At 37.4% G+C, this 19872-nt stretch carries 18 protein-coding genes; 10 read left to right on the plus strand and 8 right to left on the minus strand.

Annotated elements, in window-relative coordinates:
* Nucleotides 1-107: 107 nt before the first annotated feature.
* Nucleotides 108-1307, plus strand: coding sequence for a glycosyltransferase family 4 protein (locus tag QNJ50_RS02880; protein WP_300631782.1), 1200 nt, complete (start codon nt 108-110; stop codon nt 1305-1307).
* Nucleotides 1308-1470: 163 nt separating this feature from the next.
* Complete coding sequence (locus tag QNJ50_RS02885) at nt 1471-1839, plus strand: hypothetical protein (protein ID WP_300631784.1); 369 nt, start codon at nt 1471-1473, stop codon at nt 1837-1839.
* Between the two features lie 51 nt (nt 1840-1890).
* Here QNJ50_RS02885 and QNJ50_RS02890 read toward each other — a convergent pair whose 3' ends face one another.
* On the minus strand, nt 1891-2331 hold the full coding sequence (locus tag QNJ50_RS02890) for a hypothetical protein (RefSeq protein WP_300631786.1): 441 nt from the start codon (nt 2329-2331) through the stop codon (nt 1891-1893).
* A gap of 346 nt (nt 2332-2677) precedes the next feature.
* On the opposite strand from QNJ50_RS02890, the gene QNJ50_RS02895 reads away from it, so the two are divergent.
* Complete coding sequence (locus QNJ50_RS02895) at nt 2678-3013, plus strand: hypothetical protein (RefSeq protein WP_300631788.1); 336 nt, start codon at nt 2678-2680, stop codon at nt 3011-3013.
* 33 nt (nt 3014-3046) lie between these two features.
* Complete coding sequence (locus QNJ50_RS02900; protein ID WP_300631790.1) at nt 3047-5209, plus strand: pentapeptide repeat-containing protein; 2163 nt, start codon at nt 3047-3049, stop codon at nt 5207-5209.
* Between the two features lie 257 nt (nt 5210-5466).
* Here QNJ50_RS02900 and QNJ50_RS02905 read toward each other — a convergent pair whose 3' ends face one another.
* Nucleotides 5467-7773 (minus strand): pentapeptide repeat-containing protein, encoded by a 2307-nt coding sequence (locus QNJ50_RS02905; protein ID WP_300631792.1) that lies wholly within the window; start codon nt 7771-7773, stop codon nt 5467-5469.
* Between the two features lie 308 nt (nt 7774-8081).
* Between QNJ50_RS02905 and QNJ50_RS02910 the strand changes: the two genes are divergently transcribed.
* The 3 genes from QNJ50_RS02910 (at nt 8082) to QNJ50_RS02920 (ending at nt 11075) form a co-directional block, all read left to right on the plus strand.
* The gene (locus tag QNJ50_RS02910) at nt 8082-10109 is read left to right on the plus strand and encodes an FAD-dependent oxidoreductase (RefSeq protein ID WP_300631794.1); all 2028 of its coding nucleotides are present in this window, start codon (nt 8082-8084) and stop codon (nt 10107-10109) included.
* A 339-nt stretch (nt 10110-10448) separates the two neighbouring features.
* A complete protein-coding gene (gene clpS / locus QNJ50_RS02915) occupies nt 10449-10775 on the plus strand; it encodes an ATP-dependent Clp protease adapter ClpS (RefSeq protein WP_300631796.1) in 327 nt (108 codons plus the stop codon).
* A 6-nt stretch (nt 10776-10781) separates the two neighbouring features.
* Nucleotides 10782-11075, plus strand: coding sequence for a DUF2103 domain-containing protein (locus tag QNJ50_RS02920; protein WP_300631798.1), 294 nt, complete (start codon nt 10782-10784; stop codon nt 11073-11075).
* 150 nt (nt 11076-11225) lie between these two features.
* On the opposite strand, the gene QNJ50_RS02925 is transcribed toward QNJ50_RS02920, so the two are convergent.
* Entirely contained in the window at nt 11226-11549 is a 324-nt protein-coding gene (locus QNJ50_RS02925) for a hypothetical protein (RefSeq protein WP_300631800.1), read from the minus strand.
* Between the two features lie 424 nt (nt 11550-11973).
* Between QNJ50_RS02925 and QNJ50_RS02930 the strand changes: the two genes are divergently transcribed.
* Both QNJ50_RS02930 and QNJ50_RS02935 read left to right on the plus strand, forming a co-directional pair.
* Nucleotides 11974-12357, plus strand: coding sequence for a VOC family protein (locus QNJ50_RS02930; RefSeq protein WP_300631802.1), 384 nt, complete (start codon nt 11974-11976; stop codon nt 12355-12357).
* A 463-nt stretch (nt 12358-12820) separates the two neighbouring features.
* A complete protein-coding gene (locus QNJ50_RS02935; RefSeq protein ID WP_300631804.1) occupies nt 12821-14158 on the plus strand; it encodes a pentapeptide repeat-containing protein in 1338 nt (445 codons plus the stop codon).
* Between the two features lie 208 nt (nt 14159-14366).
* Here QNJ50_RS02935 and QNJ50_RS02940 read toward each other — a convergent pair whose 3' ends face one another.
* The 3 genes from QNJ50_RS02940 to QNJ50_RS02950 all read right to left on the minus strand — a co-directional run bounded on the left by QNJ50_RS02940 (nt 14367) and on the right by QNJ50_RS02950 (nt 16819).
* Nucleotides 14367-15161 (minus strand): SAM-dependent chlorinase/fluorinase, encoded by a 795-nt coding sequence (locus QNJ50_RS02940; RefSeq protein ID WP_300631806.1) that lies wholly within the window; start codon nt 15159-15161, stop codon nt 14367-14369.
* Nucleotides 15162-15270: 109 nt separating this feature from the next.
* Nucleotides 15271-15684 carry a hypothetical protein gene (locus QNJ50_RS02945; protein WP_300631809.1) on the minus strand — a complete coding sequence of 138 codons (414 nt, stop codon included), beginning with the start codon at nt 15682-15684 and terminating at the stop codon, nt 15271-15273.
* 202 nt (nt 15685-15886) lie between these two features.
* The gene (locus QNJ50_RS02950; RefSeq protein ID WP_300631811.1) at nt 15887-16819 is read right to left on the minus strand and encodes a DMT family transporter; all 933 of its coding nucleotides are present in this window, start codon (nt 16817-16819) and stop codon (nt 15887-15889) included.
* A 324-nt stretch (nt 16820-17143) separates the two neighbouring features.
* On the opposite strand from QNJ50_RS02950, the gene QNJ50_RS02955 reads away from it, so the two are divergent.
* Entirely contained in the window at nt 17144-17491 is a 348-nt protein-coding gene (locus QNJ50_RS02955) for a hypothetical protein (RefSeq protein WP_300631813.1), read from the plus strand.
* 272 nt (nt 17492-17763) lie between these two features.
* Here the strand turns inward: QNJ50_RS02955 and QNJ50_RS02960 are convergent, their stop codons facing one another.
* Both QNJ50_RS02960 and QNJ50_RS02965 read right to left on the minus strand, forming a co-directional pair.
* A complete protein-coding gene (locus tag QNJ50_RS02960) occupies nt 17764-18183 on the minus strand; it encodes a DoxX family protein (protein ID WP_300631815.1) in 420 nt (139 codons plus the stop codon).
* 179 nt (nt 18184-18362) lie between these two features.
* Nucleotides 18363-19634 (minus strand): NAD(P)/FAD-dependent oxidoreductase, encoded by a 1272-nt coding sequence (locus tag QNJ50_RS02965; protein WP_300631817.1) that lies wholly within the window; start codon nt 19632-19634, stop codon nt 18363-18365.
* Nucleotides 19635-19872 lie beyond the last annotated feature (238 nt).

The following is a 19872-nucleotide window of genomic DNA, read 5'->3' on the forward strand; positions in this document are numbered from 1 at the left end:
GCCTGAATTATATTTAATACAAATTAAGTTCATAAATAAATCATGAAACGAAGTGGGAAATTAAAACAAAAACCGTAATGACACCAGCGTAGAGAGTATTAAAAAATATGTCAGCTAGTAAAGTAGAAAAAATTTTAAGAAATCATCAAAAGCAAACCGCTAAATTTACTAACTCCGACCCCAAACATTTATTTATATTTTTAGAAATTTTCCAGCGCGAAGGTGGTATTCAATCTTATATTAAAGATATATTCAGAGTTTATACTAGTATAAATATTGAGCATCATGCAGATGTATTTTTACTAAGAGATAATTCCACATGTGCCAATCCTTATGAATCTGAAAATTTAAAATTTTATTATTTCAAAAGTCGATATCCTCAGATTGGCAGATTAAGAATTACTACTGCTTTGCTCCAATATCTATTAAAACAGCGACCCCAACATGTTTTTTGCGGCCATATTAATTTAGCAGTATTAATTCAAAGCCTTTGTCAGCCATTGGGTATTCCCTATACAGTTTTGACCTATGGTAAAGAAGTATGGGAACCACTCCCTAAGCGATCGCAATCTGCTTTAGCAAACGCTGCAAAAATTTGGACGATTAGTCGCTATAGTCGTGACAACATCTGTAGTGCAAATAATATCGAACCGTCAAAAATACAAATGGTTCCTTGCGCAATTGACCCAGAAAAATTTACCCCCGGTGTCAAGGATCCAAAACTACTTGATAAATATGGTTTGCACAATAACAAAGTATTAACTACTGTTGCGCGGCTATGGTCTGGAGATATTTACAAAGGTGTGGATATCACCATTAGAGCTTTACCCCGAATATTAAAGGTATTTCCAGAAGTAAAATATTTAGTCATTGGTCGTGGTGACGATCAAGAAAGACTAGCTAAGCTCGCTCAAGACTTGGGTGTTGCAGATAAAGTAGTATTTGCAGGTTTTGTTGCCACGGAAGAATTAATAGAGCATTATCGACTCGCAGATGCTTATGTTATGCCTTCCCAAGAAGGTTTTGGTATTGTTTATCTAGAAGCAATGGCTTGTGGAATACCGGTAATTTCTGGCGATGCTGATGGTTCTGCCGATCCATTGCAAAATGGTAGACTGGGATGGCAAGTTCCCCATCGTGACCCCAATGCAGTTGCTGCAGCTTGTATAGAACTTTTACAAGGAAAAGATCGACGCTCTCAAGGTCAATGGTTACGGGAAGAAGTGATCACAAATTTTGGTATTGCTGCTTTTCAAAAGTCTCTGCAATTGCAGCTTTTCCCTCAATCTTCACTCGAAGTTAAGTAAACATTTGTTATCTGGTCCTAGTGTAAATTACTTAGATATTCTGATTTTTTTTATAATTTGAAATGATTAAAAATCATCAAAAAATGTACTAACGGCGAGCAAATGGTTATGACTAACTCATAAAATCGTTATCCTAGAAGGAGAACAGAAAGATACTTAAAAAATGAGCTTTAAAACCTCACAGTTGAATTTTCAGAGCATCCGACCCTGGATAACTCTTCTAGTCATTATTTGGTTATTGAGTGCTTTGGGCTTAGGTTGGTTAGTAAATTCTTTGTTAATTTTATTTGGATTTTTATTGCTAGCACCCGTCCTGGCTTTTTTTGGTCTGCGTTGGTGGTTACAACGCAGTTTAGTAACGGATAATTGTCCTGTTTGTTCCTACGAACTGACTAGCTTGAAGCAAACAGAGCTACAATGTCCCAACTGTGGCGAACAACTTATTGTAGAACAAGGACATTTTCAACGTTTAACGCCGGAAGGTACCATTGATGTCAAAGCAGTAGAAGTTTCCACCCCATCCGAAGAATGAACAGTTATGAATGATGAGAAAGCTTAGTAAGATCTATTCATCATTCATATTTTATCGTTTGGGTGTTTTTTGTTGCGAAATTGATAGTGTATAGTTATACTCTCCTTGAGATATATCGCCGACGTGAAGTGAGTATCGACCGGGATTCCAGTAACCAGATATTTCTGGCTTATCCCCGGAATAATTATCTGCTAACACGCAGAAGCGCCCTCCAGGACCTTCAATTAGTAGAGTTGGTTTTCCTGTACCTTCAACAGTAAATCTTAAGTAAGGTAGTGATTCTGCGATTTGAATAATTTTATTGGGTTTTTCAGCGATGAAACCACAGTTGCTGTGATGATTTCCGCCTGATTTACCATTGAATATTAGCGGATCTGGTTGCAGTTGAGAATCAACTCGGATAACTTGTGCACTTGATGAATTTCCGCTGATAAGATTTAAAATAGTAGATATGATTGCGATTATAACTGCTGAATTGATAGATTTATTCATGTTTTCATACTTTTAAATTTATATTGAACTATGTCTGGATGAGTAATCATAATTTGCAGACGAGATGAATATTTTGTCGTTCCAAAAAAGAATGTATAAAGTTTTATATTTTGCGGGGAATAACTGGGAAAATAGCTATAGTAAATTTGAAAACTAAATAATAGCAGTGTTTTGATATTTTGATCGTATAGATCGGAAAATAATTGTAAAAATAACCAACTTTTCAAGACAAAGTTGTATATAAAACAAATAGTTTAAATAAAATCGCACAAACTATTACTATTAATTGTGGTCAGAATCCTGGTATTTGATGTCACAAATGTTTTATGTGAGGTGACTGGTATTAATGAATTCCAAACATGAAAACGATTTACAATATCGCTTGGAAAAGCTAGAAGCAGAAGTTAATTCTTCATCAATTAACCCTTCCCCATTGCCAAAAATAGTTTCAACTGATTCTTCAGATCATAGATCGCCCGTGAAAAAATTCTTTGTTTGGTTTGGTTCTCTATCCAGAATTAAGAAAATAGGAGTTGTAAGTGTTTTAGTAGTATTTGGCTTTGCAATCTTAGAAGCAGCTTTAAAGTTAGTGGCTTCCGCAATCGCCTTTACACTATTGGCGGTGCTAGCATACCTAGGATACAAATTTGTTGTGCCGAACAATATTGAACGTAGGCAATAACACACTAAGATATTATTGAAAGGGAATCGTTTGATGGCAACTCCAGCTACAAGGAGAACTGGTAATCGTTCAAGTCACAGAATTGAGCAGAACAGTATAGGTATTTTCCCCCTAAAAACAAGACGCTTTTTGGCTTGGACAGCAGAAATTACCATAGTAGTTGTCAGTGGTTTAATACCTTTTGGTATTGGTACGTACATCAATACTAAAAGTGATATGAACCGAGTACCGCTCAATCCCCTGGTGACGATCGCGCGCAGAGAAGTAGCACGTCCATTGGCTCTTCCTGTGAGTCTGGGGGTTACTAATGTCGCTTGGGGGACAAATGTTTTATGGACCTTAAGTTTAATCGCGCCTCTGGTTGTTTCTGGTTGGCAATTATATTTATTAGCCAAAACTGGTAGCACTACTCCGAAGCGTTGGTTTGCTGTCAAGGTCGTCAAACAAGATGGTGACATCCCAGGTTTTCAAGCTGTATTCGTGCGAGAATGTATTGGTAAATGGTGTTTACCGGTATCTGTTGCTTACTTATTGTGGCGAAACAGCTTGCTTTTCCCAAACCTAGGTGTTTTTACAATTTTGGTAAGTGTAATGATACTGGGGGAAAGTAGTGGCTTTCCTTGGCGCAAACAACGACAACGGGCGCTACATGACAACATTGCAGGTACATATACTATAGACGCGCATCAATCATTCACACCTGGGCTGTTAGATGATGACACTACTACTAAGTCTCAGTTGTTGGAAGAAGATGAAGAAGCAGCAATCGAGTCAATTGTGATTACACCAGAACCGAGAAAAAAAATTAGCCTCTGGCGACGGATGCGGCAAAATCCAAGCTTGACCTTATTTTTAGTGTCACTTATAAGTATATCTGCCGTATTAACAACACTTATATTAACTCAAGTTTATATCCAAGCTCAAAAAAATCGTCGCGCACATCTCAATGTAAATGCACGCCAGTTAGATATATTAAGAGAGAAATTAAATCCAGAATCAAATACTTCTTTAAGAGAACGCCAGCAGGCAATTTTAGCACTGGGAAGTCTTAATGACGAACAAGCAACTAAATATTTAGTTAACTTACTGGTTGAAGAAAACGAACCCATATTATTAAACAATATTAAACGTTCTCTGGAATTAATTGGGCCGAAAGCCATACCCCATTTATTGCGTCAAAATAGATCTCTTGTTAAAGAATTAGATTCAGGAAATGGGAATAATTTAAGCAATCAAGAATCGCCAAAAGTTAGCTTGCACGACAATCAACAAGCTATTAACAGAATCTTAGCCGTTTATAACGGTCAAACAAATGGAATTGATCTCAATCGAGTTAATTTAGGTCAAAGTGGTTCGGGACAAACTTCTTTCTTTAATCTCGTTTTAGATCGAGCAGATCTATGGGGAATTAACTTTAAATACGCAAATTTAAGTCAAGCTAGTTTCCGAGGTAGTCGTTTTCGCGGTCCTGGGGAAGATCGTCGTTGGAATACTTTTGATGATTGGATCGCTAATTTTAGCGAAGCTGAATTGACAAAAGCAGATCTCAGTAACGCCAACCTCAGTCGCGTATTAATGAATCGTACGGATCTTAGTCGTGCTAATCTCCAAGGGGCTAATTTATCTAGCGCTCGTTTGGTAGAAGCAAATCTAAGCAGTGCAAGATTACCAGGTGCAGATTTAAGACGCGCAGTGCTAGAAAATGCCAGTCTTACTGGGGCGGATTTAGGAGATGCAAAACTCAACGATGCGGATTTATTTTCAGCACGTTTAGGTAGAGTAATTGCCACAGGAGCAAACTTTTCCTTCGCCAATTTAACCAAAACTGATTGGCAAGGGGCGGATTTATCATCCACAGATTTCCAGGGAGCAAATCTCAGTAATGCTAATCTAAGCGCAACTCGTTTAACTGGAGCAAGGTTGCGAAATGTTAATCTACAAAATGCGAATTTGCGCAATGCGAATTTGCAAAATGTGGATTTGCGAGGAGCAAATGTGGCGGGAGCAGATTTTCAAGGAGCAATTTTGTACCCCCAGAGGCAAAATCCATCTGATGACTTTGTTCAAACACCGGTTACGGGTTCTGAGTCAGCAGTTGTTAAGGGAGTTGACTTTAGTCAAGTTAAAAATAGTTTGAGTTCCAGGCAATTGGCTTATATTTGCACCCAGGGTGGTCTTCATCCCCGGTGTCCGTAGGACATAAGTCAAAATTCATTAGCGGAGCGTGTCCGTAGGACATAAGTCAAAAGTCAAAAATCATTAGCGCAGTGTGTCCCTAGGACATAATTCAAAATTCATTAGCGGAGCGTGTCCGTAGGACATAAGTCAAAAGTTAAAAGTCATTACCGTTTAGCGGCTAGCGTAGCGTATCATAGTTTATGACGCTGTCGTTTCGCTTCACACTGCGTTAATGCGTGTCCGTAGGACATAAGTCACTAGCGCCTAGCGCTATATTATTTTGGATGAATTACGGGAGTTAAATTTTCCGAGATTCCAGCTATGGCGATCGCATTACATCCGAGTTTGTAAGCAAAATCAATTGATTCTCCAGCGCCTAAGGCGCTATAGAAACCCACTGCAAATTCAATCGCGGCTCGATCTCCAATAGCTTGAGTCATCCCAATTACGTAGGGAATATGTTGGGAAATTGCTGTTGCTTGTACTTCGGAATAACAAGCATTAAGAATCACGCATTCAACTTTCTGGTTAAATTTTGGGCTAAATAACTCAAATAATCCTGCTAGTGCTGCTGTAGATACGTACTGTAATTTTCCAGTTTGGTCTTCAAAGGCTAAACCATCATCGCCACCACCATGACCGCAAAAATGAACAATATGTGGTTTAAAGTCTAATAAAGCTTGGGAAATATCTCGAACTCCCACCGCCCAACGTTGTTGTAAATCAAATTTTTCTCGCTTTTTTGCTCTTTGCAAGCCAGCATCAATTTCTCGTACTTCTTCATCTAATCGTAAATGTGAGGTAGTTTTGGGATTGGCGGCTAATACTAAAATTGTTTTGATATCAGTAGCAATAGAATGAGGATGACCTAATGCAGTTCCTACCATATTTTCAAAACTAGCAAGCTGTTTTTGTTGTAGTTCAATTTCTTTATCTTTTTCTGATAGCTGATTTAAATAATGTTGTTTCTGCTCTGCTGGAGACAAAGTTTTAAGATAATTATAAGTTTCAAAATATTGCTGGTTTAATTCAGATTTATCTGCTTCCGGTGCGACTTTGGTGCGGATTAAAAATTTGTCTGCTCCCCGTTTTTCCATTGCTACGAGTTCTAAATCTGCATCGGGGTTATTTTCTGCTAACTCTTTAAAGGAAATTGCGATCGCTCTGGGGTCAACACCTTGATTATGATAAAGGTCGAGGGTGTCAACTATTGGTTTAATAAAATCCCCAAATTCTCCATCCCCAAATACTTCTTCCCTGTTATCAGGTTTGCGCCAAGGTTCCGGGTTATCATCGGTGGGGAGACGCATATAAACGTACTCACACCTGACACCACGGAAATTTGTGTCAGTAGTAATATTCCAATCTTCAATATACGCCCCGGTAAGTGTAGCGCCTGTAAAATCCGTTGCGTTTAATTGGGTTTGGACTAGCTTTGCTCTCGATAAATCGCTATCCTGCAAATTAGCTTTACTTAAATCAGCACCGATCAAACTAACATCTATTAAATCTGCTCCTTGCAGATTAATTCCTCGCAAGTTTTGACGCTCGAAATTTTTCTGACGTCCATTTCCCGTAATTAGTACCTGACGGAGTTGAGGATATTTCAAATAAGTGTTACCTGGACGCGCATAGTCAAGTTTTTTAACATTTCTTAAACAAGTACGAGTCAAAGTAGCATTTCTAAAATCAGTATTTTTTAGTGTAGCGGAAGTAAAATTAGCATTAGTTAAATCGGCATTGCGAAAACTTGTACCCCCAAATGCCGCAAAAGCAATAGCAATATTACGGATAAAAGCATACTTTTCATCCCCTTTCATTGCTCGCCAACCAATGTAAGCACTAACGAGGGCTCCGGCGACGGCGACGGCGAGAGCGAGTGTGAGGGCGACGGCGAGGGCTCCGGCTCCGGTGAGGGCGAGGGTGAGGGCTCCGGCGAGGGATCCGGTGAGGGCGAGGGCTCCGGCGATGACTCCGGCGACGGCAAGGGCTCCGGTGAGAGCGAGGGCTCCGGTGAGGGCTCCGGCGACGGCGAGAGCGAGGGCGACGGCGAGGGCGACAACTCCGGTTCCCACTCCGGCTCCGGCTCCGGTGAGAGTTCCCGCTCCCGCTCCGGTGAGGGCGACGGCGAGGGCTCCGGCGAGAGCGAGGGCTCCGGCGAGAGCGAGGGCTCCGACGACGGTTCCCGCTCCGGCTCCGGCTCCGGTGAGGGCTCCCGCTCCGAAAGCAAATTGTATTCCTCGGCGAACTGCAGCTACAAAGAAGATTATTGTTATTATTATCGTAAGCCAGCTAATTACTTGATTCTCTAAACTTTTATTATTAAACATGAACGATGCCAAGAAACCATTAAAGGCAAATAAAAATCCCGACAGACCTGCGAGCAATAACGAAACAAACACCAAGAAAATCGCTTGACGTTTTTGTAACCCAGCCTTAGCGTGGCTAAAGTTTGCACCTTTTAAAACGGCATTGGTAAAGTTTGCGCCGCGAATATCTGCATGGCTAAAATCAGCGTTCGTCAGGTTTTGTCCTTTAAATGATTTTCCCCGTAGGTTTCGACCAGAGTAATCTAAAGACATAAAAGCAAAATTTTTAAAATTTAAATAATTATTATTTAAATAATAATGTGAGTTGCTGGTTATAAATACACTCGGTTTTTAATTTTTTCCCCAACTTATTCAAAGTTTCCCTAATTGATTTAGATGCACAGTGGTCTGTCCCATTGGTTTTGAAGGATATACGTCTAATCCGCCAGATTTTCCATGTAGGGTTGACATTGGGAATGTTATTTAACCTACTATTTCTCTATCTCAAATAACTTGCTTTCGGCGTTCATACAATGGTAGCTTCAAAGACTATTGTTGGAGATGAACGGAATTGAATGAAGATGAAACGGTCGCTGTCTTTATTGACTGTTAGCTCAACTTTACTATCTTTGATTGCACCTTCTTTTATTGCACCTTACCAAACAATCGCGGCAGCACCAAGGACGCCAGATAAAACTGTTGACTGTGATGTTCTTGTTGTTGGTGGCGGACTTTCTGGGGTTGCAACAGCTTACGAAGGATTACTAGCAGGGAAAAGGGTTTGTCTCACTGAAATTACTGACTGGGTAGGAGGACAAATTTCGGCTCAAGGTACTTCTGCGTTGGACGAACGTCCTACTCAGCGACGAAGATTATTTTACTCGCGGGGTTACTTAGAGTTACGCAAACGAATCAAAGATAAATATGGCGAGCTCAACCCTGGTGATTGCTGGGTAAGCGATTCTTGTTTTTTACCCCGCGACGGTCATAAAGTTTTAAATCGGATGCTCAAAGACGCCGCTAGGGAAGGTCGGGGTAAATTAAGGTGGTTCCCAAATACGGTTATTAAAGACTTAGAAACCACTTCAGATGGAAAAATTATTAATGCTGCGATCGCAATTCAACATAAAGCAGCAAAAGGTGCAGCACCTCTGAATACTTTACCGTTGTCCCAAACTATTGAAGATGCTTATAACTACGATGATTCTTCTAAGTTTGCCAAAACAATAATTCGCTTCACTCCAAAACGAAAACAAAGCAATTCCCCCAACTGGTACATTGTTGATGCAAGTGAAACTGGGGAGATAGTTGGTTTAGCGGATGTTCCTTATCGTTTGGGAATTGATGAACGTTCTTATTTAGAACCTTCTTCTTCTAGCATCAAGAACGATCCTTACTGCACCCAAGGTTTTACTTATACTTTTGCAATGGAGGCGACTCAAAATGCTCAGAAGCATGAGATGCCCCCATTTTACATGCAGTATTCCCCTTATTACAGTTATGAATTAAACCGACTCGCCAGTTTTCCCCTAGTATTTACCTATCGTCGCATTTGGAGCCCCCAACAAGGAGCGCCAATGACATTTGGAGGAATTAATTTTAGTACTCCCACACCCGGCGATATCTCAATGCAAAACTGGACTTGGGGTAACGATTATCGTCCAGGGACTTCCCAAGATAACTTAATTTATACTCGCCAACAACTTCAAAGCTCCGGACAATTGGTTCCTGGTGGTTGGAAAGGAGGATTAAGAACTGAAGCACTACGTAAAGCTGAGGAAATTTCTTTAGGTTATTTCTATTGGTTAGTAGCGGGAACTACAGACTCCCAACTTGGTGAAGGTGTGAAGAAACCTTATCCCAACCATCGTTTTCTTTCTGGTTTAAATTCTCCCATGGGAACTGCTCATGGTTTGTCTAAATATCCTTATATGCGGGAAGGAAGACGAATTATTGGACGCCCGACTTGGGGACATTCCAAAGGTTTTATGATTTGGGAAATTGATATTTCTCGCCGTGATTACAACGATGAATATTACCGTAAAACCCTTTCACCTACTACCTATCGCAGCCTTAGAACTGCATTAGCAGGATTGGAAACTACTTCTGTGATTCTTGGAAGAAAAGATCCAAGTAGTGTCGCGAGAAGAACCCGTTCTACTATTTTTCCTGATGCTATTGGTATTGGTCACTATGCAATTGACTTTCATCCTTGCATGACCAAAAGTCCCCCTGAAGCACCAGGAAATACCGAACGTAAGGGTGAACGTCGGGGTGCAGGACAAGCTTACCCATTCCAAATTGCTTTGCGAGCAATGATTCCCCAAAAAGTTGACAATCTGTTAGTAGCTGGTAAAAGTATCGCTACTAGTCATATCGCAGCCGCAGCTTATAGGGTTCATTCCTTTGAATGGTCTGCTGGTGCTGCTGCAGGTACTACTGCTGCTTTCGCACTCAAAAACAATATTGCGCCTTATCAATTAGTAGATGAATTACCAAAAATTGAACCGAAACTGATTGAACTACAACGTCTTTTAAATCAAAATAATAATCCGACTGCGTTCCCGGATACTTCAATTTTTAACGAAAAATGGGATGATTGGCGGTAGTAATGGTTGTCGATTGTCGGTTGAAGTTGAATTTAATAGGTGACTGTTGACTGTTAGTCGATGGTTTTTTCCAAAATTATTTTTTTCTTTGGTGTGGTACAAATTCTTGAACTAACTGATTTAATTAACTCAAAATCAGCAGAATTCAATAGTTTGTATTTTCTCCATAAAAAAATAGACTTATGACATTGAAACGAAAGTTGTTATACTTTGGAAAACTTGTTAAACTCAACCGACAATTTAAGTCCACAAAAAGATGACATCAGCCATCAAATATATAGTGGACTTTAGACTAAACTATTTACTTGTGTTGTATTAGATTTGTTGGCTAACTGTTTTATGGTGAAAAGACTTTCTGCAATGGTTTATGGAATGGGGACGGCTCCAACGATTGCTCCTGAAAGATCTGGTCAAGTCACCCAGAAGCCTTACCCCAATTATAAGGTTATTGTTTTGAATGATGACTTCAATACATTCGACCATGTGGCTCAATGTTTAATGAAGTATATTCCAGCTATGACTAGCGATCGGGCTTGGGAACTGACTAATCAGGTGCATTATGAAGGACAAGCAATTGTATGGATAGGACCGCAAGAACCGGCGGAACTTTATCATCAACAACTACGCAGAGCTGGTTTAACTATGGCACCTTTAGAAGCCGCTTAGAATCCTATGAGCAAACCCACGGATGGTAGACTTGTCTGGAATCATTCCACCCATCTCCACGGTCTTATTCCCATCCTCGAAAGATTATGTAAACATGATGGAATTCAAACTGTGACTCCTGGAGAAATTAGGCGTGTTAAGGGTCATGCTCCTAAAATGCTCTTACGAGTATCTGTTCCCATCCGGGGTGGCTTTAAAGCGATCGCGCGGCAAGGAAGAACTGTGCAAGAGGTGTTTATAGTTACAACTTTAGATAAAGGTGAACTAGAAAATGCTATTGCGATCGCTATGCGACATTGATAATTGGTAATTGGTATGGCGCTATGCGCAAGTAAAAAGTCATTAGCGGAGCGTGTCCGTAGGACATAAATCAAAAGTCAAAAGCTATGAGTTGTAAGCTTATGACTTATGTGTAATACTACATTTTCTGATGGGGAGTTTTTTGTTCGTCTATTCTTCTACTTGATGATGTACTGCGAATCTATGTAGGGGTAAACTGACAATACAAGAAAAAGTTAAGAAGTATGACAAAGCGGTTGTAATTCTTAAAGTTGTGATAATTATTTCTGATTCGGGTAAAAATAATTTTTCAATTCCAAAAGCAAAACAGTAGACAAGCCAATAAGAAAAACTCATTCTAAACAGAATAACTTCTGTGTCTTCAGAACTTTCTGCTTCTGATTTATTTTCCCAAAGTATTAATAAACCTACGATACAAGCAACAAAGGAAATAGCAACAAAAAATTCATGAATGATAGGACTTGCCAAACACATTTTTGATTATCCCAATGTTTTCTATTAAAAATCAGTGTATATTACCAAGATTTTTAACTTCAAAATATATTTACAAACTTACATAGAAAAATTAGTTAACTGTAAACAATTACAAATATTAATAAAGTTTTATTTCACTTAATACCATTAAATTGAAAATATTAGGGGACTTGGAAGTAAGTAATATCATAGTTTTCAAGTGATTCAGCGATGAAGTCACTCGTACTTTTTGCAAAAATTTTACAAAATCTTAACATTAAAAATGGGTTCATAAGTGTGATATATCCTCAGCGAGGATCTGTTTTTTGCTGTTAACCTAAATGAAGTAGCCTAACAGTTTCTAGCTTTTGATAATTTGCGATATTTCTTGGTAAAAGTCAGTCACTGTATGTGCAATAGTTATTTGACAGTAGTAAAACAATAAATGAAAATCGATAGGATAGACCATCTTGTCTTAACAGTGGCAAATATTCAAATAACTTGTGATTTTTACACTCAAGTATTAGGAATGGAAGTTGAAAAATTTGCCAGTGGGAGATTCGCACTAAAATTTGGCAATCAAAAACTAAATTTACACCAATTAAATCAAGAATTTAAACCACACGCAATAAAACCAACTCCAGGTTCAGTAGATTTATGTTTAATAGTCAGCAATTCTATGTCAGATGTCATTAATCATCTGCAAAATAACAAAGTAGAAATTATTGAAGGTCCAGTGAAGAGGACTGGAGCAACGGGAGTCATAGTATCTATTTATATTCGCGATCCAGATCTAAATTTAATAGAGCTTTCTAGTTATGACATTTGAATAACTAAAACTCAATAACAATTAAATTGTATGTATCGTAAATATCTCTACATATTCCCTAAATATGACTTGTAATAAAATTATTCTTTCTAGAGTATAGAAAATACAAAACTATTTTGATATTTTTTGATAATTTTAATTACTTTGAGAAATGTTTGGTTATTAATATAAAATATAGCGAAACTTCTGTATGTACAAAAATAATTAATTTACATAATAGAACAACCACTATCGATCTCATATATAAGAGAAAAATAATTTATATTTATATTTATATTTATATTTATATTTATTTTTATTTTTTTAAATTTGCGGTAATATATATAACTTTAACTATACTTTATAGGTTTTAGTATCTAATTTACTACTTTTTTATTCCAATCGTTATTTGCGTAATATATTTTTTATGAGATTAATACGATAATTTGGAATAGTTGTAAATCAATGGAGTATGACTCAATATATGTCTGCTATTAAAACAGATGGTAGCACAAAAAGAGTCAGAGATTTATTATTTGTTATTGGGTCAACATTTGTTGCAGTTTTTGTTGCTATCTATTTAATTTTATCTCATCAAGATAATCTGTACTCGGGAATAAGTATTAAATATCTACTCCACACATTAGCGGCTACTACAATCATTTTTGGAGGTATTATAGTTGGTATTAGTGGTTTCTACATTTTATTAATATTGCTATCTGAAGATAAAAATATTTTAGGTAAATCAACTCTTTCTAAATTTAATACAAATAAAAATATTGAAATTGAGTGTAAATGTGTCGATTCTGACTTAGAAAAAAATATTTCTCGTTTCTCTAGTGCAATTGAACATTTGGGTCACGAACAAATAGAAACGAGATTAGGAGCTATTTATGCATTAGAAAAAATTGCTCAAGATTCTGATGATGAGACTTGGACAATATTAGAAACTCTTGCAGCTTTCATCAGAGAAAATGCTCCCATCATAGAGTTAGATGAAGTTAGTGAGGAGTTTTTATTTTCTAGCATACCTACAGATATTCAAGCAGCTTTAACCGTAATTGGACGCATTAATTTAGAAACAAGTCTAGAAAATCACAGAATAGATTTACGCAACACCGATTTGAGGGGTGCAGACCTTACAGAAGCTAATTTACAGCAGATAGATTTTACAGGGGCTAATCTGCAAGGAGTAATGTTTTATGGAGCAAATCTTTCCGGTGCATATCTTACAGCTGTGAACCTTTCAGAAGCAGTTTTGTACGAAACTAATTTGCAAGAAGTCAGTCTCTATGAAGCTAATTTAGCAGGAGCGATCGCTAGAAAAGCAAATTTACAGCAAGCTATACTTCATAAGGCTAACTTAGAAAAGGCTTTACTTTACGAAGCTAATTTACAGGACGCAACACTTTACGAAGCAAACTTACAAGAAGCTATGCTTTATGAAGCTAATTTAAGAGAAGCGAACTTGGAAGATACCAATCTTTATCGAGCGAATTTGATTGGTGCTAATTTGCGATCGTGTAAGTTGATCGGAGCTTATTTAGAAGGAACAATACTTAGCACTGCTGATATTACTGAAGCTAATCTTTTTGAAGCACATCTACTTGAAGCCAATTTTTGTGAAGCTAATCTCAGCTATACAAATCTGGTTGGAACTAATTTAAAAAAAGCAAAACTTGACGAAGCAAATCTTTCTGGTGCGGACTTAACAAGAGCTGAAAATATAGAACAAGCGCAAATTGAATCAGCATTTGGAGATAGCGATACTGTTCTTCCAGAATATTTGGAAAGACCAAATTGGAAGGAAAGTAATGAGTAATGAGTAATGAGTAATGAGTAAATTTTACTCCTGACTTCTGACTTCTGACTCCTGACTTCTGACTTCTGATTTCTGACTCCTGACTTCTGACTCCTGACTTCTGACTTCTGATTTCTGACTCCTGACTTCTGACTCCTGACTTCTGACTTCTGATTTCTGACTCCTGACTTCTGACTTCTGATTTCTGACTTCTGACTGGTAACTGACATTATTCGATAAATATTTCTACTGAGTCTCCCAATTCTATTTGCAGTTGTAATTGAGCATTACCGCTATTCACTGCAATTTCTACCCAACCATGACTACCAACTAAAGAAATTGCTTCTCCGACCATTACATCTGTGTAAGTCTCATACCCTTTTATGACCTTTTCACCCACACCTATGCTCCAGCTTTTACCTTCCACGTAATTTCCAGGAATATTAGTTACTGAATTACCAAAGTAGTCTATGTATTGAACACAACCTAAAAACCCATTTTTTGTGTTACTACATTTAGGTAATTCCAACTGGATTAAACTTGCTGGATCGATTTCTTCTCCAAGTTGCTTTAAGGGAATTCCACTTGCAAGATGTGCACCCACAGGTGCAAAAATATCTCTACCATGAAAAGTATTACTGATTTGCGATTTTACAGTAGTACGCCAGTACTTTGGATTTGTAAGTTCTACAGCTTTGTATATTCTACTTTGGTTGATTACTCCACTTAATAAACCGTTGTCCGGAGCAACAAAAAATCCTTCAGCAACTTCTACTGCTACTGCTCGTCTTTTTCCTCCTACTCCCGGATCTACCACTGCTACGTGAACTGTTCCTTTAGGAAAATAATGATAAGCATTCATCAAACAGAATCTACCAGCAGCTATGTTTTGTGGTGGTATTTGGTGAGTTATGTCTATTACTCGTAAATTTGGGTCAATCTGAGCGATCGCTCCTTTCATGACACCGACGTACTCATCACGAAGACCAAAGTCACTTAGCAATGTTATTAGTGATTGTTGCATATGCGATAAAACTCGAACATGCGAGAATTGTCAGAAGTAGTAATTCAACAAATAATAAAAAATACAAAACAATAAATAAGAAGTAATAAAAATCAGATTATAGCTTTCATTAAAAATCTGAAATCAAGTAACTATACCAACTTGCTTGAGTTTCATTTTCTTTTTTTTCAGGAACTAGTAAACGCCAAGTTTTACCTTCTTTTTGGAGTTGTAAGTAGACATTAAATGATTTCTGAACTTGAGTAATTTCCCGTTCTGGTAACTTGAAAATCAAATCGTATGTCCCACTCAGCTTATAAGTCGGTAAATTATCTAGCTTAAACAGTTTTCTTTGATCGATATGGAGGTGATTGATATCAAATCCCCGAGTATCTAGATTCAATTTTTGACTGAGTTGCTCTTGGGTATGCTCCAAATTAAATCCGATCGCTTTTTGTACTAAATCGGTGCTTGGTCCAATAGAGGTATTACTACAAGCGCTTAATACCAGTGTTAATAAACAAATAATTAGCCCCCGTATCATTTATTTTAATCCTCAAACTAAAGATACATATCAAAAATACATAACAGTTTAATTTGAGCATAATTTTACTTATATTCAAGATCTCGCTGGAATTAGGGACTTCCAATAATAAAAATAACACTCAGGGCGCACGTCGGTGCGCTCCTACAATTAAAAAATAATCTTAAATAGATTTTTCTATTTCTGCTTCTTACTTACTTTATCAACCCAAGTAAAACAAAACTACAATTCCCACCAATGAAGTTAATACACCCAAAATTGCTCTTGGACTGACTCTTTCACCCATTCCTATTGCGATCGGGATAATAAATATTGGACTTGTTTGTAATAATGTTGAAGCAATTCCAACTGCAGTGAATTTAATCGCGACTTGCTGTAACCATATCCCCAAATAGGTTCCGCAAAAAACTGCAAAAAACACAATCGCCAAAATTCGCGGTGATTTCCAATAGGGAGTTGTTAATGTTGTTCTGTTTTGAGAATTCCGAGCTTGCAGATATAACCAAGGAAACAAAACTATCACACCAGCACTCAGTCGTAGTAAAGCAGCCCATAATGGACTAATACTAATATCTTCACTACTCAATGCTACACGAGAAAATACTGCTCCAATTGCATTTGCGAAGGCTGCTACTAACCCCAGAATAATACCTTTACGCAAATTAATTCGCGTTCGTTGTTGGAATTCATCCAAAATATCGTCATTAGATTGTGTCGTACGCTCCGTAACAACCCAAGCGACTCCGATAACGGTTAAAACTATCCCAAACCAAGCAATAATTTTTAAATTTTCGCCCAAAAAAATCAACGCTAATATTGCTGTTATTGGTGGGGAAAGTGTTTGCATTAGCAACGCACGACGAGTTCCCAATGTATTCATTGCACTCAGAAAAGCTGTATCTCCTAAACCTATACCGATCGCACCACTAAGTAACAATAACCAAAAAGGAAAAATAGGAATGTTAGTGAATAATTCATTCCTCCACAAAATTGTAACTACAAATAGGATTATAGAAACAATTCCTTTGATTAAGTTGATTTGTAATGCGGGTATGCGCTCTCCTAAACGACTATAAATTGCCGAAGCTACAGCCCATAGGCAGGCTGCAACTATTGCTGCGACTTCACCTTTCAAACTTCAGCTAAATGAATTAAGATTCTATAAAAAATAATATCTAATACTTTTATATTGGTCAAATTATTCCATAATAATAATATAAAATCAATATTTTATTAGCACTCAATCGGCTTATCTGCTAATGTTTAAATTCCCAAAAAATAGCACTCATAGGTATCAAGTGCTAATCATAAATAATCATTTCTTTTAGCACTCACAACCTTTAATTGCTAGCTTTTCTATCATTTTTTATTAAGCATAATAGAGGATAAGAAATAGATTAGGGTGCAAGAAAAATAGTTTATCTCACAACAAAAAGGATAAATATTTAGGAGTTGCAGTATGAAATACAGTTTTGATATTGTCGGAGTTTCGTCAATATTGCACTTTTTTAATCATCAACACCAATCTTCAGAGAATTTGGAGTCTCAAGGGGTGGAATATGTAGGAAGTCATATTTGCTCTTTGGATGCAGTTCTAGAGTCTGTAGAACCTGTATTACCAAAATGGGGCTGGAATAAGGATGAAGTAGTTACGACTGTAATTAAATTTTGGATGAATAATTCTGAAACTATTAATTACTGGAAGTCGCGATTAACTGATGCAGGAACAAACAATTTACTTGTAGCTAGGGTTGCAGATACTAAGGCTTTACGTGCAGAACTGGATTCGCTTCTAAATAAGGAATAATAATTCTCATTTCACATCAGAATATGCTCAATATATCCTCTGGAGATTAGTTTAAAAAAGCTGTTTGGAAGTAGCATTATTGATGCTGTAGCTATTTTTAGTTTCTCTCCATGAAAAAAGGGGTATTCATACCCCTGTTTTGTAATAGCTATCGTAATAGTTACAATTTGTTTGAATGCACATTCAATAGCGAAAACTTTGTAGAGAAGAACCCTTGGATTTTATCTACCTGTTGGCTCTTATCTCACATTGTTATATTTTACTCCGAATGTTCACTCGGACTGGGAAACATATGCTTGGGGTTGACTGCTTTCACCCGAATCAATACTTACAGGACCAGAACCAAAATAGTAAATAAATAACATTCCACCCATCAAGCCAATATTCTTGAGGAAGTTATTGAGTTCTGATGGATCTGCAATAGGATTATGGAAAACTAAACTCGCAGGAATTAAAAATATAATCAGTAAAATTGCTCCCCAACGGGCTTTAAAACCAAATAATATGGAAAGCCCACCTACTAAAAGACAAAAGATACTACCTGCTAGTAAGAGAGGAGCTACAGGTAATCCTCTTTCACTCATCATTTTGGTTAGTCCTGCAAAACCAAATATGTGACCGACTCCAGAATTCAGGAAAATTGCTGCGAGGAAAGCTCGACCAAGTAAGGGAAGGTATTTTTTGAAACCCATGGCGCACACCTAGTTTAGATGACAAGTTTTGCAATGTTTTGCAATATTTAAATGTAGGGAAAATCTAAATGCGAAGAAAATTCAAAATGCAAATAATATTCAATTAAGCAAAAATATTTATTTTTTATAAAATTTATTTTCCTAGATTGATTTGTTTATATCAATTTTTTTTGGATTTTTTAATCCTTATTGTTACAAATAGTATTATTAATTGCTATCCTGGATGCACCCTCTCCCTCGAAATAGCACTTAAGCCAATTGAATAAGACTCCCATGCGATTACGAATTCCAGGGAGATAGAAAAGATGTACGTAAAGCCACATCCACCAAGCTAGGACACCTTTGAAAGCAAACTTTCCTATTTTTCCGACTCCCCCATGACGACCAATAATTGCTAAACGTCCTTTGTTGTAATATGCAAATTGTTGAGGCGACTTACCGATTAATTGCCGTAAAATATTATTTGCTGCAGTTCTACCTTGTTGAATCGCCTCTTGTGCTACACCGTTAAAATCTTGTCCTTGTGATTCTACGTAAGACAAATCACCAACTGCATATACGTTTGGGTAATCCCTTATTTGCAAAGTTGGTTTAACGATAATTTTTTCTCGATCAGCAGCTGCTATATTTTGCTTGACGAGGGATGTCGCAGCAACAACACCTGCAGTCCAAATTACTGTATTAGTAAATAAAGTGTTCCCATCCTCCAAGTATACAGCTTCTTGAGTAACTTTGCAGACCTTAGAGTTAAAGTTAACTTTTACTCCGCAATTGCGTAAAAATCTTGCAGCATATTTTCCTAAATCTTGGGGATAGCTGCTTAATAAATCTTCTCCTGACTGCAGAAGTATTACTCTGGCTTGTTTGGGATTGAGACAAAGATAGTCTTTTCTTAGGATGCTATCAAGTAATTCTTTTAATGCACCAGCTAACTCAACTCCCGTCGGTCCTCCACCTACAATTACAAACGTTAATAGTCGCTGACGCTTTTCTATATCAATAGTTTTAGCTGCTTCTTCAAATTTACTAAATATCCAATTCCGGAGTGCGATCGCTTCTGGTAAAGTCCTCATGGATAAGGAATGATTCTGCGCGCCAGGTACACCAAAATACCTTGTTTGAGCACCAGTTGCAATTACTAAATAATCATAATTAATCCCCACACCTTTGTGATGGATAATCTGACGCTCAACGTCAATTTTTTCCACTTCTGTTTGTACGAAACGTACCTGGGGAAATTTACGAAATAACCGTCGTAATGGATAAACTACCTGATGGGGATAAAGGACAGCAGTCGCTACTTGATACAGCATGGGAATGAAGGTGTGATAATTATGACGATCTATCAGTAATACATCAACACCATTTTTTGCCAGAGTTTTGGCTGCTTCTACCCCTGCAAAACCAGCGCCGACGATCACTACTCTTCTCGCTCTCTCAGATGCGCCCATGTGTTATCTTCCTCAATACCAGCAGTCTAGCTCGCAAGCGGTTTTGTAACATTTTATATATAAATATTAACTGCCCGATTAGGCAATTGCTATGGGTAGTTAAAAATAATCCGACTCGGGACTTAATTCTTCAGGATTACATTCAGTAATAATAGACTATTTTGTATTATAAAATTATACTATTGTTTTTATCCGTGAATCTTAGTACAAAATTCTAAATTCATAAAATCACAGGAAT

Source organism: Mastigocoleus sp. MO_188.B34 (assembly GCF_030065675.1).
GTDB lineage: Bacteria > Cyanobacteriota > Cyanobacteriia > Cyanobacteriales > Nostocaceae > Mastigocoleus.

Coding starts and splice junctions, on each gene's coding strand:
- QNJ50_RS02880 (WP_300631782.1), top strand. CDS start 108: ATGTCAGCTAGTAAAGTAGAAAAAATTTTAAGAAATCATCAAAAGCAA.
- QNJ50_RS02885 (WP_300631784.1), top strand. CDS start 1,471: ATGAGCTTTAAAACCTCACAGTTGAATTTTCAGAGCATCCGACCCTGG.
- QNJ50_RS02890 (WP_300631786.1), bottom strand. CDS start 2,331: ATGAATAAATCTATCAATTCAGCAGTTATAATCGCAATCATATCTACT.
- QNJ50_RS02895 (WP_300631788.1), top strand. CDS start 2,678: ATGAATTCCAAACATGAAAACGATTTACAATATCGCTTGGAAAAGCTA.
- QNJ50_RS02900 (WP_300631790.1), top strand. CDS start 3,047: ATGGCAACTCCAGCTACAAGGAGAACTGGTAATCGTTCAAGTCACAGA.
- QNJ50_RS02905 (WP_300631792.1), bottom strand. CDS start 7,773: ATGTCTTTAGATTACTCTGGTCGAAACCTACGGGGAAAATCATTTAAA.
- QNJ50_RS02910 (WP_300631794.1), top strand. CDS start 8,082: ATGAAACGGTCGCTGTCTTTATTGACTGTTAGCTCAACTTTACTATCT.
- clpS (WP_300631796.1), top strand. CDS start 10,449: ATGGTGAAAAGACTTTCTGCAATGGTTTATGGAATGGGGACGGCTCCA.
- QNJ50_RS02920 (WP_300631798.1), top strand. CDS start 10,782: ATGAGCAAACCCACGGATGGTAGACTTGTCTGGAATCATTCCACCCAT.
- QNJ50_RS02925 (WP_300631800.1), bottom strand. CDS start 11,549: ATGTGTTTGGCAAGTCCTATCATTCATGAATTTTTTGTTGCTATTTCC.
- QNJ50_RS02930 (WP_300631802.1), top strand. CDS start 11,974: ATGAAAATCGATAGGATAGACCATCTTGTCTTAACAGTGGCAAATATT.
- QNJ50_RS02935 (WP_300631804.1), top strand. CDS start 12,821: ATGTCTGCTATTAAAACAGATGGTAGCACAAAAAGAGTCAGAGATTTA.
- QNJ50_RS02940 (WP_300631806.1), bottom strand. CDS start 15,161: ATGCAACAATCACTAATAACATTGCTAAGTGACTTTGGTCTTCGTGAT.
- QNJ50_RS02945 (WP_300631809.1), bottom strand. CDS start 15,684: ATGATACGGGGGCTAATTATTTGTTTATTAACACTGGTATTAAGCGCT.
- QNJ50_RS02955 (WP_300631813.1), top strand. CDS start 17,144: ATGAAATACAGTTTTGATATTGTCGGAGTTTCGTCAATATTGCACTTT.
- QNJ50_RS02960 (WP_300631815.1), bottom strand. CDS start 18,183: ATGGGTTTCAAAAAATACCTTCCCTTACTTGGTCGAGCTTTCCTCGCA.
- QNJ50_RS02965 (WP_300631817.1), bottom strand. CDS start 19,634: ATGGGCGCATCTGAGAGAGCGAGAAGAGTAGTGATCGTCGGCGCTGGT.